General features: G+C 56.0%; 19 protein-coding genes. 3 read left to right on the forward strand and 16 right to left on the reverse strand.

Features of this window, described 5'->3' with window-relative positions:
• Positions 1 to 5 precede the first annotated feature (5 nt).
• Genes HV302_RS24485 through HV302_RS24495 form a run of 3 tightly spaced genes read left to right on the forward strand, consistent with a single transcriptional unit; the run spans position 6 to position 3617 of the window.
• Complete coding sequence (locus tag HV302_RS24485; protein WP_032424037.1) at positions 6 to 161, forward strand: GpE family phage tail protein; 156 nt, start codon at positions 6 to 8, stop codon at positions 159 to 161.
• Positions 148 to 3114 (forward strand): phage tail tape measure protein, encoded by a 2967-nt coding sequence (locus HV302_RS24490; RefSeq protein WP_181626682.1) that lies wholly within the window; start codon positions 148 to 150, stop codon positions 3112 to 3114. The genes HV302_RS24485 and HV302_RS24490 overlap by 14 nt, the downstream gene beginning before the upstream one ends.
• A 14-nt stretch (positions 3115 to 3128) precedes the next feature.
• Positions 3129 to 3617, forward strand: coding sequence for a phage tail protein (locus HV302_RS24495; protein WP_171854876.1), 489 nt, complete (start codon positions 3129 to 3131; stop codon positions 3615 to 3617).
• A 154-nt stretch (positions 3618 to 3771) separates the two neighbouring features.
• Here the strand turns inward: HV302_RS24495 and HV302_RS24500 are convergent, their stop codons facing one another.
• The 16 genes from HV302_RS24500 to HV302_RS24575 all read right to left on the reverse strand — a co-directional run bounded on the left by HV302_RS24500 (position 3772) and on the right by HV302_RS24575 (position 13862).
• Positions 3772 to 4368, reverse strand: coding sequence for a tail fiber assembly protein (locus HV302_RS24500; protein WP_181626683.1), 597 nt, complete (start codon positions 4366 to 4368; stop codon positions 3772 to 3774).
• Positions 4368 to 5396, reverse strand: a complete 1029-nt coding sequence (locus HV302_RS24505) for a phage tail-collar fiber domain-containing protein (protein WP_181626684.1) — start codon at positions 5394 to 5396, stop codon at positions 4368 to 4370. Before HV302_RS24505 ends, HV302_RS24500 begins: the two co-directional genes overlap by 1 nt.
• On the reverse strand, positions 5386 to 6000 hold the full coding sequence (locus HV302_RS24510; RefSeq protein ID WP_181626685.1) for a phage tail protein I: 615 nt from the start codon (positions 5998 to 6000) through the stop codon (positions 5386 to 5388). Before HV302_RS24510 ends, HV302_RS24505 begins: the two co-directional genes overlap by 11 nt.
• Positions 5993 to 6889: a baseplate assembly protein gene (locus HV302_RS24515; protein ID WP_181626686.1), complete on the reverse strand. Its 897-nt coding sequence runs from the start codon at positions 6887 to 6889 to the stop codon at positions 5993 to 5995. The genes HV302_RS24510 and HV302_RS24515 overlap by 8 nt, the downstream gene beginning before the upstream one ends.
• Positions 6876 to 7244, reverse strand: coding sequence for a GPW/gp25 family protein (locus HV302_RS24520; protein ID WP_021312601.1), 369 nt, complete (start codon positions 7242 to 7244; stop codon positions 6876 to 6878). The genes HV302_RS24515 and HV302_RS24520 overlap by 14 nt, the downstream gene beginning before the upstream one ends.
• Entirely contained in the window at positions 7241 to 7822 is a 582-nt protein-coding gene (locus HV302_RS24525; RefSeq protein ID WP_181626687.1) for a phage baseplate assembly protein V, read from the reverse strand. The genes HV302_RS24520 and HV302_RS24525 overlap by 4 nt, the downstream gene beginning before the upstream one ends.
• Positions 7819 to 8457, reverse strand: coding sequence for a phage virion morphogenesis protein (locus HV302_RS24530; RefSeq protein WP_181626688.1), 639 nt, complete (start codon positions 8455 to 8457; stop codon positions 7819 to 7821). The genes HV302_RS24525 and HV302_RS24530 overlap by 4 nt, the downstream gene beginning before the upstream one ends.
• Positions 8450 to 8920, reverse strand: coding sequence for a phage tail protein (locus tag HV302_RS24535; protein WP_181626689.1), 471 nt, complete (start codon positions 8918 to 8920; stop codon positions 8450 to 8452). Before HV302_RS24535 ends, HV302_RS24530 begins: the two co-directional genes overlap by 8 nt.
• A 4-nt stretch (positions 8921 to 8924) precedes the next feature.
• Complete coding sequence (locus HV302_RS24540) at positions 8925 to 9461, reverse strand: DUF2514 family protein (RefSeq protein WP_181626690.1); 537 nt, start codon at positions 9459 to 9461, stop codon at positions 8925 to 8927.
• Entirely contained in the window at positions 9458 to 9898 is a 441-nt protein-coding gene (locus HV302_RS24545; protein WP_181626691.1) for a lysozyme, read from the reverse strand. Before HV302_RS24545 ends, HV302_RS24540 begins: the two co-directional genes overlap by 4 nt.
• Positions 9885 to 10217 carry a phage holin, lambda family gene (locus HV302_RS24550; RefSeq protein WP_063147938.1) on the reverse strand — a complete coding sequence of 111 codons (333 nt, stop codon included), beginning with the start codon at positions 10215 to 10217 and terminating at the stop codon, positions 9885 to 9887. The genes HV302_RS24545 and HV302_RS24550 overlap by 14 nt, the downstream gene beginning before the upstream one ends.
• Positions 10218 to 10226: 9 nt before the next feature.
• Positions 10227 to 10427, reverse strand: coding sequence for a tail protein X (locus HV302_RS24555; RefSeq protein ID WP_047749512.1), 201 nt, complete (start codon positions 10425 to 10427; stop codon positions 10227 to 10229).
• A complete protein-coding gene (locus HV302_RS24560; protein ID WP_181626692.1) occupies positions 10427 to 10951 on the reverse strand; it encodes a head completion/stabilization protein in 525 nt (174 codons plus the stop codon). The genes HV302_RS24555 and HV302_RS24560 overlap by 1 nt, the downstream gene beginning before the upstream one ends.
• Before the next feature lie 98 nt (positions 10952 to 11049).
• Positions 11050 to 11907 carry a phage terminase small subunit gene (gene gpM, locus HV302_RS24565; protein WP_181626693.1) on the reverse strand — a complete coding sequence of 286 codons (858 nt, stop codon included), beginning with the start codon at positions 11905 to 11907 and terminating at the stop codon, positions 11050 to 11052.
• Between the two features lie 45 nt (positions 11908 to 11952).
• Positions 11953 to 13002 (reverse strand): phage major capsid protein, P2 family, encoded by a 1050-nt coding sequence (locus HV302_RS24570; RefSeq protein WP_181626694.1) that lies wholly within the window; start codon positions 13000 to 13002, stop codon positions 11953 to 11955.
• 23 nt (positions 13003 to 13025) lie between these two features.
• A complete protein-coding gene (locus tag HV302_RS24575; protein WP_181626695.1) occupies positions 13026 to 13862 on the reverse strand; it encodes a GPO family capsid scaffolding protein in 837 nt (278 codons plus the stop codon).
• Positions 13863 to 13931: the final 69 nt, after the last annotated feature.

Consider the following 13931-nt stretch of genomic DNA (forward strand, 5'->3'; position numbering starts at 1 on the left):
CACTCCTGCGGTTCGACCTGATCGACGATCTGGTTGCTGATATCGCGGTTGTTTTCAACTGGCCGCCCTCTGAAGTCTTCACGATGGAACTGGGCGAAGTCATAGCCTGGCGTGAGCGGGCGGCTGTCCGAAGTGGAGCCAGTGACAGTGAAAAGCCTTAATATCCGCGTCGCGTTCAGCGCGATCGATAAACTTACCCGCCCGGTCAATGCCGCCCGCCAGAGTGCGGGCGGTTTGTCTGAATCCCTCAAAAAAACGCAGTCCAGCATTAAAGATCTGGACAGTCAGTCCCGCACATTCAACCGTCTGCGCGACCGTGTGCAAAAGACCTCCCGCAAAATTGACGACGCCAGCCGGACGCTTGAAGGCCTGAATCAGGCGCAGCGGGAAGGTACACAGCTTACAGACAAGCAAAAAGCACATATGGCAGCGCTGGCCGCAAAGCTGGAGCGCCTTAACTCTGCACGCACGCAGGAAATGGTCAAGCTTCGCGCTGCCTCACAGGCGCTGCGCAGCCACGGCGTTTCGCTGGTCGGCAGCGATCGCACCATTCAGAGCGCCATACGCCGCACCGAACAGTACAACCAGACGCTGGAGCGGGAACGGCGACAGCTTGCCGCTGTCACACAGGCACGGGCGCGCTACGACCAGATGCAGCAAACAGCGGGCAAACTTCGCGGCGGTGGCACGATGGCCGTTGCCGGGGCCACTGCTGCCGGTTACGCAGCGGGACGCTTCTTATCCCCCGCTGTTGGGTTTGACCGGGAAATGTCCCGCGTGCAGGCGCTGACCCGCATAGATAAAAGTTCCATTGACTTTTCCGCACTTCGTGAGCAGGCCAAAAAGCTGGGCGCTGAAACGCAGTTCACCACGACTGACGCCGCCAGCGGTCAGGCGTTTCTCGCTATGGCCGGTTTCACTCCGCAGGCCATTCAGGCCGCACTGCCTGGCGTACTTAATATGGCGCTGGCCGGTGGGATGGATTTAGGTGAAAGCGCCGATATTAGCTCAAACATCCTGTCTCAGTTCCGCCTCGATCCCAAAGAAATGGATCGCGTCAGCGACGTATTAACTGGCGCGTTCACCCGCACCAACACCGACCTGCAAAATATCGGTGAGGCGATGAAGTACGCCGGGACAGGTCTTTCCAATCTTGGTGTCAGCGTCGAACAGACCACGGCCATGATCGGCGTAATGGCGAACGTAGGCCTGCGCGGGAGTATCGCCGGTACAGGTTTGCAGGCCACATTTTCACGCCTTGCCGCACCAACCGGCAGGGCAAAAACCGCGCTTAAAGAATTGGGCGTAGAAGTCGCTGACGCAACGGGGAAAATGCGCCCTGCTGAAGTGGTTCTAACCGATCTCTATAAAAAGATCAGCAAGTACGGGGATACCGATAAGCTCTCATTCTTCAAAGATATTGCCGGTGAAGAGGCGTCTAAGTCATTCCAGGCTCTGGTTATGTCGGCCGGGAGCGGCGAACTTCAGAAGCTGCTGGGTGAACTGAAAAACGCCAAAGGTGAAGCACAGAAAGCCGCAAAAATAATGGCGGATAACCTTGATGGCGATCTCAAAAATCTGGACAGCGCCTGGGAAGGCTTCCGCATTCAGATTAACGATCTCGTCAACAATCAGCTTCGCGGCCTGACTCAGGGACTGAGTGACGTTGTGGGGAATATGACGGAGTGGGCTAAGGAGAATCCGAAGCTCGCACAATCCCTGCTGGTTGTCGGTGGTAGCGTTCTGGCACTAACCGCCGCCATTGGCGGCACATCGCTGGCGATCGGTCTGCTGATGGGGCCACTGGCTAAACTTCAGTTAGGTTTTACCCTGCTGACAGGGGGCAGAGGCATAACCGGAACGATTGCCGCTCTGCGAACACTCGGCACAGCTTCCGGCCCGGCAATGGCAAGCGTGCGCGGATGGGGGCCAGTTCTCGGATCGTTAGCAGGGAAAATGCGGGGAGTTTCAACCATCATCCCCGCTATGCGCGGCGCACTTGCAGGGGCATTTCTTGCACCTGGTGCCGCGCTGGGAATGCTGGCTAAAAACATCGGAATGCTTGCTCTTCGCCTCACGGGTTTTACGACCATATGGAGCATTATCACAACTGCTATCTCTGTGCTGGGTACTGCGCTGTCACTGCTGTTGAGTCCGATTGGCCTGATAGTAGCGGCGTTTGTTGCTGCCGGGGTTCTCATCTGGCGTTATTGGGAGCCTCTTAAAGCATTTTTTGCAGGTGTATTTACCGGCATCATGGAAAGACTGGCCCCGCTACGTGAGACCTTCGCGCAGTTCGGCCCTATCTTTGATGCGATAAGCAGCGCTGTTAGCCAGGTCTTTAACTGGTTCAAATCTCTGCTTTCCCCGATGGAATCCAGCAAAGAAACGCTGGATAAATGCGCCAGCGCTGGTGAGGTGTTCGGCAATGTCCTGGGCGGTGCGCTCCAGCTTGTCCTGGCTCCCGCAAAAATGCTGCTGGATACATTAGCCTGGATCCTTGAAAAGCTCGGCGTTCTGCCAGATGAGGCCGAAAAAGCCAGGAAGAAGATCGAAGACGCACAGCGCATGGCCGTTCTTCAGGATAAAGTCGCCCTTCTTCAGGGAGATATCGCTAAGGTTGCGCCGAAAAAAGTTGAGGTGAATAACGTTCCGCCTGGGGCACCGCAACCCACCTCACCGCTGACCGGCGATAACGGCACTATGCGCCGGTTGCAGAATATCGACAGCAACACCAAAGCGACAGCCGACAACACGAAGAAAATCGGCCCCGGCGATATCGTGTTTAAAAACCTGCCGCGTGCGCTGGCCGTTCGTGGGGAGTGGAAGGAATCGCAGCTGGCCAGCACGGTTAGGAACAACGGGTTAAGCGCACGCCCCGCAGTGGTAGCGGCATCGCTTCCCGTTAAACAGGCTGAACTTCTGCCAGTCAGCCGCAGCGCCAGCAATATACCGGTTGCCACTGGCGGCTTTACGGGCGAAATCCACGTACATCTGCACGGCGTTGACCGGCAGGACGCGCGCGAAATTGGCCGGATTGCCGCCGACGCGGTGAATGCCGAAATGGCCCGCCTTGCGCGGCTCAATCGCGGCAGCTTCAAAGACAGAGATTAAGGGGAAGCAACATTATGATGATGATATACGGGATGTTCGTTTTTGAACTGAAAACGCTACCTTACCAACAGTTGCGCCATTCGCTTAACTGGCGGCATGTGAAAAATGACCGCATCAACCGATCGGCAAAATGGCAGTACATCGGCGCTGGTGAAACGCAGATCAACCTTGATGGGGTGCTTTACCCTGAAATTACGGGCGGCGACGTGTCTCTTACCGTTCTGGCAACGCAGGCATATACCGGGCGTCCCTGGCCTTTAATCAGCGGCGCGGGACAGATTTACGGGATGTATGTGCTCACCGGGCTACAGGCCACGCATACAGAGTTTGACCGCTACGGGAAGGCGAAAAAAATAGAATTCTCGATCAGCTTTCAGCGTTGTGATGAAGATTTACGCGAACGCCTGCAAGCGTCGTCCGTTGGCGATCTGCTTTCGGGGCTGAAGAATAAAGCCACGTCCGCCTACAACTCTGCCAGTAGTACGCTGTCGGGCCTGTTCTGACGGCATCCACATAAAACTAAAGCGGGCATTTGCCCGCTTCATCTTCTGGAACACACCACCATAACTGACAGTGCTACAGCACCGTTAAAAATGACCGTACTCGATACTTATGGCCAGCACGGTTAAAACTGGCAGTGCGTGCCGGAACGTGGCCTTATTCCGGCTTATCCGGCCAGGTGATATCCGGCGCTTGCGACGTATCCACCGCCTGCACAGCTTTGATGTATTTCATCCAGGCTATCAGGCTGGCTTTATCCTCATCACTGATAATGCCTAACTGTAGTTCGGTCTGCCACAGGCTGATTGTTGTTTGTGCCTCTGCAAGTAACGCAGCCTTCTGTTGCTCCGCCGCTTCCACATTCGCTGCGTGCTGCGCTTCCGTATCCGTCACCCACTCGCTACCGTTCCACGTATCGTAAGGTGTTGACGGTGCCAGCGTGGTGGTGCCTTCAGGGTAATCACCTGGCGAAGAAATGATCACTGCTTCGCCAGTTTCAGTGCTGTATACCGTTTCACCACGATGATCGGCGACATATTCCCATGCGGTCAAATCGGCTGTCCGGCAAATGGCCGAACCGGCTTTAGTTTTACCTGGTGCGTCAGTACAAGAGTTTGCGGGAAGACCGACGCCTACGGCCAGATATTCAACGGATGAAGAAAGGTATTCGCGCGTCTCACCCTCGAAGTTAAACACGGTAATATCACCGGCCACAGTAGCAATAAATTCACTGTTTAATTTTGCCTTTGCCATTATGCGGCTCTCACTATGTAGTTAAATGCAATATTTCGCGGACGGGTTACATTATAGAATCCATCCTTGAGAACTGCGGTTCTGCGTTGAGCATTAGTTACAGTGCCTAAATCCATATACCAGAGATAGTCACTTTGATAACTCGCAGAAAGGATCTTATCGCCGCCATAATCAACGGTGGTGCCGTTACTCATATACGAAATATCCAGCCCAGTATCATTATCATCCCTCCCACCTACCAGTGTCCCTTTCTGCCATGCCAGTAATGCACGTCCTGAATCTACACCTCGCCCATCATCCCATCCGCGTAAAAACTCACCGCGTAAATCTGGTAAAGTACCTGAAGTGTATGCCGTCGCCAGCTTCGGATATTTGGCTTTATCAAATGTAGCGCCGTTACACTTTAACCATCCCTCTGGCGGGGTTGCCTGCGGCCACGGAAGTGGGAAACCCACAGGGAAATATTTATCAATATCCGCCTCAAGCAAATATTGTGTATGTGGATCAGCCGCTGCAACATGCGCCGCCAGTTGCTGATCAACATATTCCTTCACTTCAATGACCGCATCATCAACATATTTACGGGTTGCCAGCACCACAGACGGATCTATTTTTAACGTTACCGCTTCGGTACTGCTGACAATCAGGATCATGCGAACAACCTGTACACGCCCGCTTCCCTCCTGCAACTGCGGCTTATACGTTTCCGCACAGTTGGCTACGGCAATCATATCGCCATCTTTATCGAATAGACCGATTTCACGGATCCACCACCCGCCCTCGTTTTCAGGTATCACCTGCTCGGCAATAATCTGGCTATCGTTATTCGGGTCAACGCTCAGGCTATTAAGCGGCTTGCGACGCTGTTCATGAACCAGCGCTGTTTGTGCCGGGTTCGGCGTCGGCAGCACGCCGTTACCATCGCCCACAGCCATCTGGGTGATCTCAACCTGCGCACCCAATGCCGTGGCATTTGCCAGTTTCGCCGCGCCCACATTGGTTAGTACGGCATAATATTTAGTCGCCACTTGCGATCTCCACGGTGTCAATTAAATGGACTGCCGCGCCGGTGTAGTCACCACCGCCCACGGATATGGTTTCAGGAAAATAGGGGTAAACGGTCAGCATATCGCCGATATAACATCCCGCCCCGAATTCGATATACCCCTGCGACTGAAGCGAAAGGGACAGGCCAGTCAGGTGACGACTTCTCGGCTTGGCATCGTCAATAAGGCGCTCAAGCTCAAGATAGGTTTCCTCCGTAATCCCCTGTTCCTGAATGCCGATTTCAAGCCTGAAGGTTCCCGGCTCTTCGCCACTCTGCCACCATTCGATTACTCGTAGCAGAAAGCCAAACGGTTCAACGACACGGCGCAAAGCGGAAATGGTGCCCTTCTGACGGTGAACCAGCCAGGAGGCTTTAATCACCTGCCGTTTAGTCTGTTCTGACCAGTTCTTATCCCAGCGGTCAACAGACAACGTCCATGCGAGATAAGGCAGAAGATCAGCCGGACATTCGTCCGGGTTCCACAGCTTGCGCAGGTCAACAGGAATATCGGTAAGCCGTTCCGTCACCTTCTCAGTACTGCGCATAAAACCGCTGGCCGAAGGCGGCAGCATGTTGTTATTCATCGGTGCCCCCTGTCTCGATCGTGAAGGACTCACACCGCGCCGCCTGCGTATCGGCGATCACAATATCGCTGGCAGGCTCCAGCAGTTCCACCCTCTGCACGCCCTGAACATGCAGCGCAGCCATAATGGCTGAGCGGGCAACGTCACGCCCAATCTTGCCCTGTTGATTCAGCCAGGACTGAAGCGCGTCCTGCGCGGCGGTATGGATTGGTTCAGACTCCGGGCCGGGGTAGAAATACAGCAACGCATTGATCTGATAATTCACTATCTCCGCTGCCTGAACGGTCAGACGATCGGCAACGGGGCGCTTATCGTCAGCAGACAGCGCCTTATCCACCGTCGCCAGCAATTCCGCACTGGCAGTGCCGTCGCCTTCGGTGGACAGCACCGAAACCACCACCACGGCAGGCGACGGGCTGATCGCTTTGGCGTCTGCCACTTTGCCGCTGGCACTTTTGGCAAAATATTCATATGCGCCGGTTGGCCCCGCCACGCTAAGCCCTTCAAACGCGGCCTGCGCGCGCAAACGCAGTGCGGTATCGCTTTCCGTTACCGCGTCAGTGGTTGCCGTCTCTGGGGTGATAATCAGACGTTCAGTGTTCAGGTTGCCCGCGAGATTATCAAGATCGGACGATACGGCATGGCTCAACATACACGCCGCCGCACCGTCATTAATCCGCTGCCTGAGCATCATTTCACGGTAAGCAACTACCTGGGCGATCACGTTCAGCGGTTCGGATTCCAGCTCCAGCGCGGAGGCAACGGATGCCTGCTGTTCCTGCGGGAATGCCGCCAGCATGACGGCTTTGACCTCGCTGAGAATAACTTCAAAGTCCAGCACTTCGATAATTTGCGGCTGCGGTAGCTGCGATAAATCAACTGTTGCCATTGCTGCCACTCCTGAGCGTCAGCGCACTGCCTGCCGTCTGCATAGTTTCGGTGATAATGCCGACCAGTTCAGCGGTGACAGCACCATCCTTTGAATAACTGATATTGATGCCGTTCAGAGCAATACGCGGCTCCCACATCGTCAGGGCGATCACCGCCGCACTCATACATTGCAGGCGCGTCACTTCGTTTTGCGGTTCATCCAGCAGATCGGGGATCATGCTGCCGTAATCCCGCCGCATCACCCGGCTTGCCAGCGGCGTGGTCAGTATGTCGCGTACTGAATTCCACAGCTGATCGGTATCGGTAAGCTGGCCCGTGCCGTCCGGATTCATGCCGGTATAACGGACTGTCATTTCGGCCCCCCAGTGTTGCTGCTACCACCCTGCACACCACCATGCACGTGAGAATGAACCGCCACGCCGTTAGATGAAAGAGAGCCGCCAGAATGAGTAACATTGCCCTTCATCGTGCCGCCCTCCGACAGTTCGAACGTCCGCGCTTTCAGATGATCGGTGCATTCCACGACTGGCGTTTCAAGCGTAATACTGGCAGAGGCTTTGATATGTGCGGTCTTCATGCCCTGCGCTTCCAGCGCGCTGGCCTCCGCGTCATAGCGGAAAGAGGCACCGTCTGGCGCTGTCAGCACAATCTCTTTCAGGCTGCTGCCTGGCGCAGGGTGATCGTTACTGTACAAACTGCCGATAATTACCGCTGTTTCAGGGTTGCCACCAATACAGCCCAGCCAGACCTGCTCACCGACTGAAGGCGGCACCCAGATGCTGAATGCCCCGGCGCGCGTGGTGTTCCATCGCAGCCAGTCGGTCTGGAGTTCGCCACTTTGCACGCGCACGCGCCAGCTCTCTTCATCAACGGCAATAACGACGCCGACGCGGAGGATATTTTCCAGCAGGCGGATCAGTTCGGCGCTCATCGTGCGGCACTCCCCAAGCTGTTAATCACCTGTTCCGTAATCATCTGCTCATCGCCAGCGGTAAAGCCCAGCAGCTCACGCACCGGATATTTAGCAAAAGCACCCGGCCCAACCTGATCGCGCTGGCCGTACTGGTGCACACGCGCAATGCGCGCGGCCACGCCGTCATAACCCACGGAAGTGCCGCCAGCATCAGCGCGCATTTTGAGAAAGCGATAGCCGCGCAGCCGCTGAAACATCGGCACTTTCTTTGTGGTGCTGCGGCGCACTGAGCGCGTATTGATCTCGATGTAACGCTCAATATCGCTGCGGTAAAACGTGCGAATATCGTTGCGCTCTTCGTCAAAGCCGGTAATGGTGCGCCCGTATTTCCCCCGGCCACCGTGCCAGTTTTTGAGGCGACGGATCTCACCCTGCCAGACAAAAACAATACCTTGCTGAGAGCGCAGCACCCGGCGACGGCGGGCGGGATATGGCGAGCCTTCAGGGCTTTGCTGCGCTTTGATGCGCTGTTGCTGGCTCTTTCTCAGTGCCTGACCAACAGCGCGGGCGGTGCGAACACGTCCGGCCTGCGAGGTGCCCGCCAGTATGTCGCTGAATACCTGATCCAGCTCACGGAAGAGATCATTACTCATGGGCATCAGCCTCCCACGTCACATCCTCAAAGATGGCGCTCCAGTCGCCGTCCGCTGACGGGATGCGCGGTTTCGGTTCCGACAAATGCTCCGCGCGAGGAATACCGTTTGCATCCAGAGTGACCTTCACGCGCTCGCGCAGCGGCATTTCAAAAAGAATGTCGGCGGTGTCGTCGTTGTTGATAAGGGTCGTAAATTTAATGTTCCGGTTCTTCTCCGGGTTCAGCAGCAGATCGGTCTGGTTGTGCCAGAGCCATGCCATTAACGGCAACGTGAAATCATCAATATCACCGGCAAAATTCATCACAAACAGCACCAGGGTATAGCGGTACATAAATGACGGTGTTTCGCCGGTCGTCTCGATATTCCCTTCTTCCACAAAAACAGTGAAGGCTTCAGGATTGGCCCTGCACCATTTGTTAGCGCTGGTCAGGGTCTCGCGTAGTGAATCAGCTTTTAACATGGCGCTACCTCCTGGTCTGAGTCGCTATTGAACCGTATGCAGCTTCACAGGCCAGCCCTCTGGCTCTTGCCTCATCAGCCTCTCTTGCCAGCTCTCCCGCTCGCTCGTCAGCGCGGCGGAACAGGTCGGCGAGCAATACGGCTCCGCTGGTTTCTGCCTCGCTTCTGCCGGGAGTACCGGCACCGCAGGCGCGTTCACGTTCTGCCAGTTGCCCGGCGAGTTTATCGGCCCTGTCGTGCAGCCCACGAGAAGCAGCACGGGCACGATCGGCATCAGCCTTGACGCCAGCAAGCTGCTGGCTGGCTTGTTTTCTGATCTCATCAACTTCACCCTGTCGGCGTTGTTCTTCTTCCCTGGCCTCTGCCTGCCGCTTAGCCAGTGCTGTAGCATCGTCAGCATCACGCTGTTTCCATCTCAGCGCCCACTCTGCGCTGGCATCACCGTACCCGGCTGTATAACGCTGATGGCTGAACCACCAGACAGCCAGACCACAGAGCGCCGCGATCAGCACAAGTTTCCAGCAGGACAGTAGCCAGCTCATGACAGGAACAGTGACCGCTCAGCGGCACGGCGTTTAACCACACCGTTGAGAACCTTACCGCCCGCCTTGTTCCACTTCGGAAACTCATCCGCTGCGCCCGTATAATCCCCGGCATTCAGTTTTTTCAGCAGTGTGGAACCCGCCAGAGCGTTAACGCCCAGGTTGTAGGCAAAATCAACGAGAGCATCAAACTGGTTTTGATTAACAGCGACCTTCACCAGACCTGTAACACCTTTTTCATACTGCACTACACCGCTGCTCAGCAGGCTGTCGGCGGTTGCCTGTGCGATGGTCATACCCTTACCGACCGGCACGCCGTTGACGGGCTGAGTCCAGCCGTAGCCGATAGTCCAGACACCTACCGCATCCTGATAGGCGGTAAGCTCGCAGCCCTCAAAGCTTTTCAGCAGGGCCAGTCCGTTTTTACTCATTTCCACTTTTCGCCCCTCCGATACGGGTTTCAATAAAGCCGGTCACTTTGTTGCGTACCTTGTCAGCTCCCATAAAACCAATGGATGCCCCCACGAAGGTAACGGCATTGGATGGCAGGCCCAGATATTCAAGCGATCCGGCAACCGCCAGCGTGACAATCCCGCAGACCAGTGAACCAGTGGCGGTTTTCAGCATCGACTGGCCGTCATACAGACTCATCAGCGCCGATATGCTCAACGCTGCACCTGCCGCGTAGAGCGTCGGCAGATATGTAGCAATCCATTTCATTGTTTGTTCCAGCATCCCCGTAGGTACGTCGCTCATGGCAACCTCTCAATCCCAAAGCTGCACCATTTCCCGCTGCGCTTTGTTCGCGATTTCCGGCAGTTCAATCTCCTGACCGGCATCAAGAAAAACCTGTTGGCTCAGTCCGGGATTGGCAGATAACACTTTTTCGGTCACGCCCTGCGTGGTGCCGTAGTGACGCCAGCAAAGCAAATCCACCGTATCCCCCTGCAATGCCTTCACTTTCATCAGCAAAGCTCCGCATAGAGGCGCGGTGTATCGCGAATGTCGGCGATACTCCAGCGAGCATCCCGCCAGAGATCATCCCGTTGCAGGTCAAGTGCGGCGGCGTCTTTGTCGCCTTTCGCCGTGGTATCAACGTCGCGATAGCCTTCAAGTACCAGCGCCCTGGCAATCGAATAGACCGCACGCCGGAAGCGGTACACCTTCACGTTTTCACCGTTGATCATCAGCTTTTCCGTCTCACCTGACGGCAGGACGGAGGGCACATCTTCCAGCGTGTGAAAGCCTGCGCTGACCTGACTGGCTCGCCAGTCCAGTAACTGAGCGGTGACATGGGCTACCGCTTCCGTGGTGACGTGCATCAGCCTGGATGTGGTGATACCACCAGTGATACGCGCGGCCAGACGAAGATCGGCCAGTTTAATCACCGGCCAGAAGTCCCCGGCACTGACGGTGGTATCACCATCATCAACATCGGTGGTATCACTATCGGCAGGTAAAATGCGCTTATTTGCCACAAGGCTGCTCATGCACTTATCTCCCATAAATCAGGCGGTGGGCGGGTGGTTAAAAGACCGTAAACGGGCAGATCTCCACCCGCGCCGCCTGTCGGACGGGGCCGAAGTCGTTAATTCTTTTTCTGGCTGGCAGGTTTGCGCTTTGTCGCTTTTCCTGTTGCCGTCTTAGTCGTGGTTTTACGCGCCGTCGCTTTACCTGCTGCGCTGGCGGTGGTGGTCTTTTCAGGAACAGGCTCTGCAGTACCGTCAGTTTTGTCGGTGCTGGCCGCGTCGCCTTCACCCGTACCGCTATCCGCAGACAGCTTCTTAACTTCACGGGCAAGCGTGGCGATCTCTTTTTTTACCCCGGCGCTGGGGTTGCGCGTCAGCGCCTCACGGAACAACGCCAGCGCTTCAGCTTTGGTCGTGATATCAGTCGCACCACGGCGGGCAAGCGCACGGGCCTTGCACAACTTGGCGCGCACCACATCCGGCATATCACTGTCGGCGACAATGTCCGCCACTTCGTCAAGCACAGCGATACCGGACGATAAATCAGCGTCAGCATCAGCAGCCGCGAGCGTCAACAGTGGTTTGCTCATTTCTTCGGTCAGGAATGTTGCTGCCGTGCGGTTGAAGTTATCCGGCAGTGTCAGCCCGTGGCGCACCACATAACGCCCCAGCTTCATCACAAGCACATAATCACGGCAGTCAATCGCCCAGACCATCAGCCGGGTAATGACTTCATCCTGCCGCCCGCTGTCGCCGTCGAGCGTGCCTTCAATCCATCCCTCGTATTCAGGCAGCATGGATTTTTTCATTTCGGCTTTGGTTTCTTCGGACTGCACGCCGCTGAGGCGGGACAAGTCCATACGCAGGCGATGCAGAATTTGTTCATGCGCGGTGCGCTGGATATCGGATTCTTCATCCGCCTGGCCCCGGCGTTCTGCCATGACCTTCTGAAAATGTCGTTGTGCCGGTGTTAACATCGTCACTTCTCCCCGTCATGGCGGGGCAATGCCCCGCCGCTTCTGTCACTCGCCTGCCGGTTCGGCCTGGGCGAACTGAATACCGTCAATGAACGCAACATTTCCGTAGTCTTCAATGACAAAATCGTCGTTTGAAGACTGATACGTTGCGACACGGTTGTACTCCGGCTCTTCCTTGATCGTCCGGCGCAGACCGCCACGCTGGTAGTAGATCGACAGGTTTTTGAACGGCGTGATCAGTACGCCATTTACCGGGAAGTAAGGCGCGATAAAGGTCGGCATATTGCCTACGCGCTCCTGCGCGACAATCAACTGACCGGCCAGCATTTCGGTATTCGGGTTGGTCTGGCTTAACGCGTTGATAGCCGAGAAATTGCTGCTCGTCAGCAGGTCGCCCGCCAGAATCACCACGTTATCCGGGTTACGCTTGTGCCATTCATCCATCAGGCTGTTTTTGGCGTCGTACACCGCAGCGCCAATGTTGCCGTAGGTGCCCTTCGTTACAACCTTGTTATCTTCATCGCGCGAGGTGATCGTCACATTAGAAATCACGCGGTGCGGGGCTTCCTTACGAATTTTTTCCAGCCAGCCAATACCACAGTCCTGCAACAGTGGGTTGGCGGCGCGGTCAGACGGGTCGCTGTACTTCACGCCGTTAAAACCAATCATGATGCGGTCAAGCGACATCTGGCGTGCCATCGCCTTGCTTATCAGCGGCTGGAACTCCGGCATGTGCGCCCAGGCATCAAGCTGTTCGTAGCTGATGCCGTAGTCATAGTTGACCTTGCGGCACATGTAGTCGAGCGGCTCCATTGAATGATTTGAGCCAGGGTTGCGGCGACTGGTGACACTGTTGTTTACGCCAGCCATCGGGCCTTTACTGCCGATCAGGACTTTCTGTCCGATCTGCTGGTTGACGCCAAACACGTTAATTTTGCTCAGGAAAGAATCATCCTGTTGTGCGGCCTGCTCCAGACGCTGCTGACGTGTCGGATCTACAGCGAATTTTGCAGCAACAGCGGCGGTTGATACGCCGTTGAGCTGTGCCTGCCGGGCGATGTACTGATCAAACAGCTGGCGGGTATTGTTATCCATGTTCTCTGCTCTCTTTGTGAATATCAGTAATCAGCCAGTTGCGCGTTAGCGCCACCGCTGGCGGGTTCCCGCTGGCTGAAATTGGCGTCAGTGCTTCCCAGCTTGCTGGTCAGCGCGGCAAGATCGGAGGTCAGCTTCTGGATGGCCTGGCTGTCCTGCTCGCGGGCGCGGCTCAGGTCGTTGAAGCTGTCCAGCAGATCGGCATGGGACTGAGCGACGTTCTCCACGGCATCACGCACCTGGCTGAACTGTTCACCGTCAGATTTGCGGCCTTTGCCGATAATCCCCATGACGCGCCCGAACCACTGCTTACCTTCATCGCTGCGCTGCTCTGCCAGTTCGATAATTTCAGCTTCAATGGCATCGGTGAACAGCGGGGCTCCACCCTGCTGATTGTTGAAGGACATAACCTGCTGACGCTGCTGCGCGGCAAACTTCAGGCGTTCGGTGCCGAGGCTCGCCGGGGTATCGGTCATCGCCAGCCCCATGACATACGCCTTTCCGTTAAGCGCAAACTGCGGGTGCAGCTCAATGCTGGAGTAAATTTTCTTACCTTCTTCCGTCAGCTTCTTCATGCGCTCAGAAGGCTCAATTTCGGCGTAAAGCGCGGTGCGTCCGGCGAGTGGGCCTTCGCTGATATCTTCCGCACTCAGCGCCGTCACATCCCCCATCGCGCCGAAATCACTGCCAGGGAAAGGCGAAAGATAGTGCTCCACGTTGACGCGTGCGCCGTACACGTCCGGGCTGTAGTTTGCTGCTGCATCACGAAGGTGCTCAGGGCGAATTTCACGCCCGTCAACGGTGGCACCGGAGACGGCAACGCGGAATTTCTTACGGGCTGGTTTAGCTGCGCTAGCCATGTCGATAATCCTGTAGAGTGGTTTCTGTACGGCCATGATGGCAGAGCGTAACTTGCTGTCTCAACGAGG

It is taken from the genome of Citrobacter sp. RHBSTW-00859, from assembly GCF_013729795.1.
GTDB lineage: Bacteria > Pseudomonadota > Gammaproteobacteria > Enterobacterales > Enterobacteriaceae > Citrobacter > Citrobacter braakii.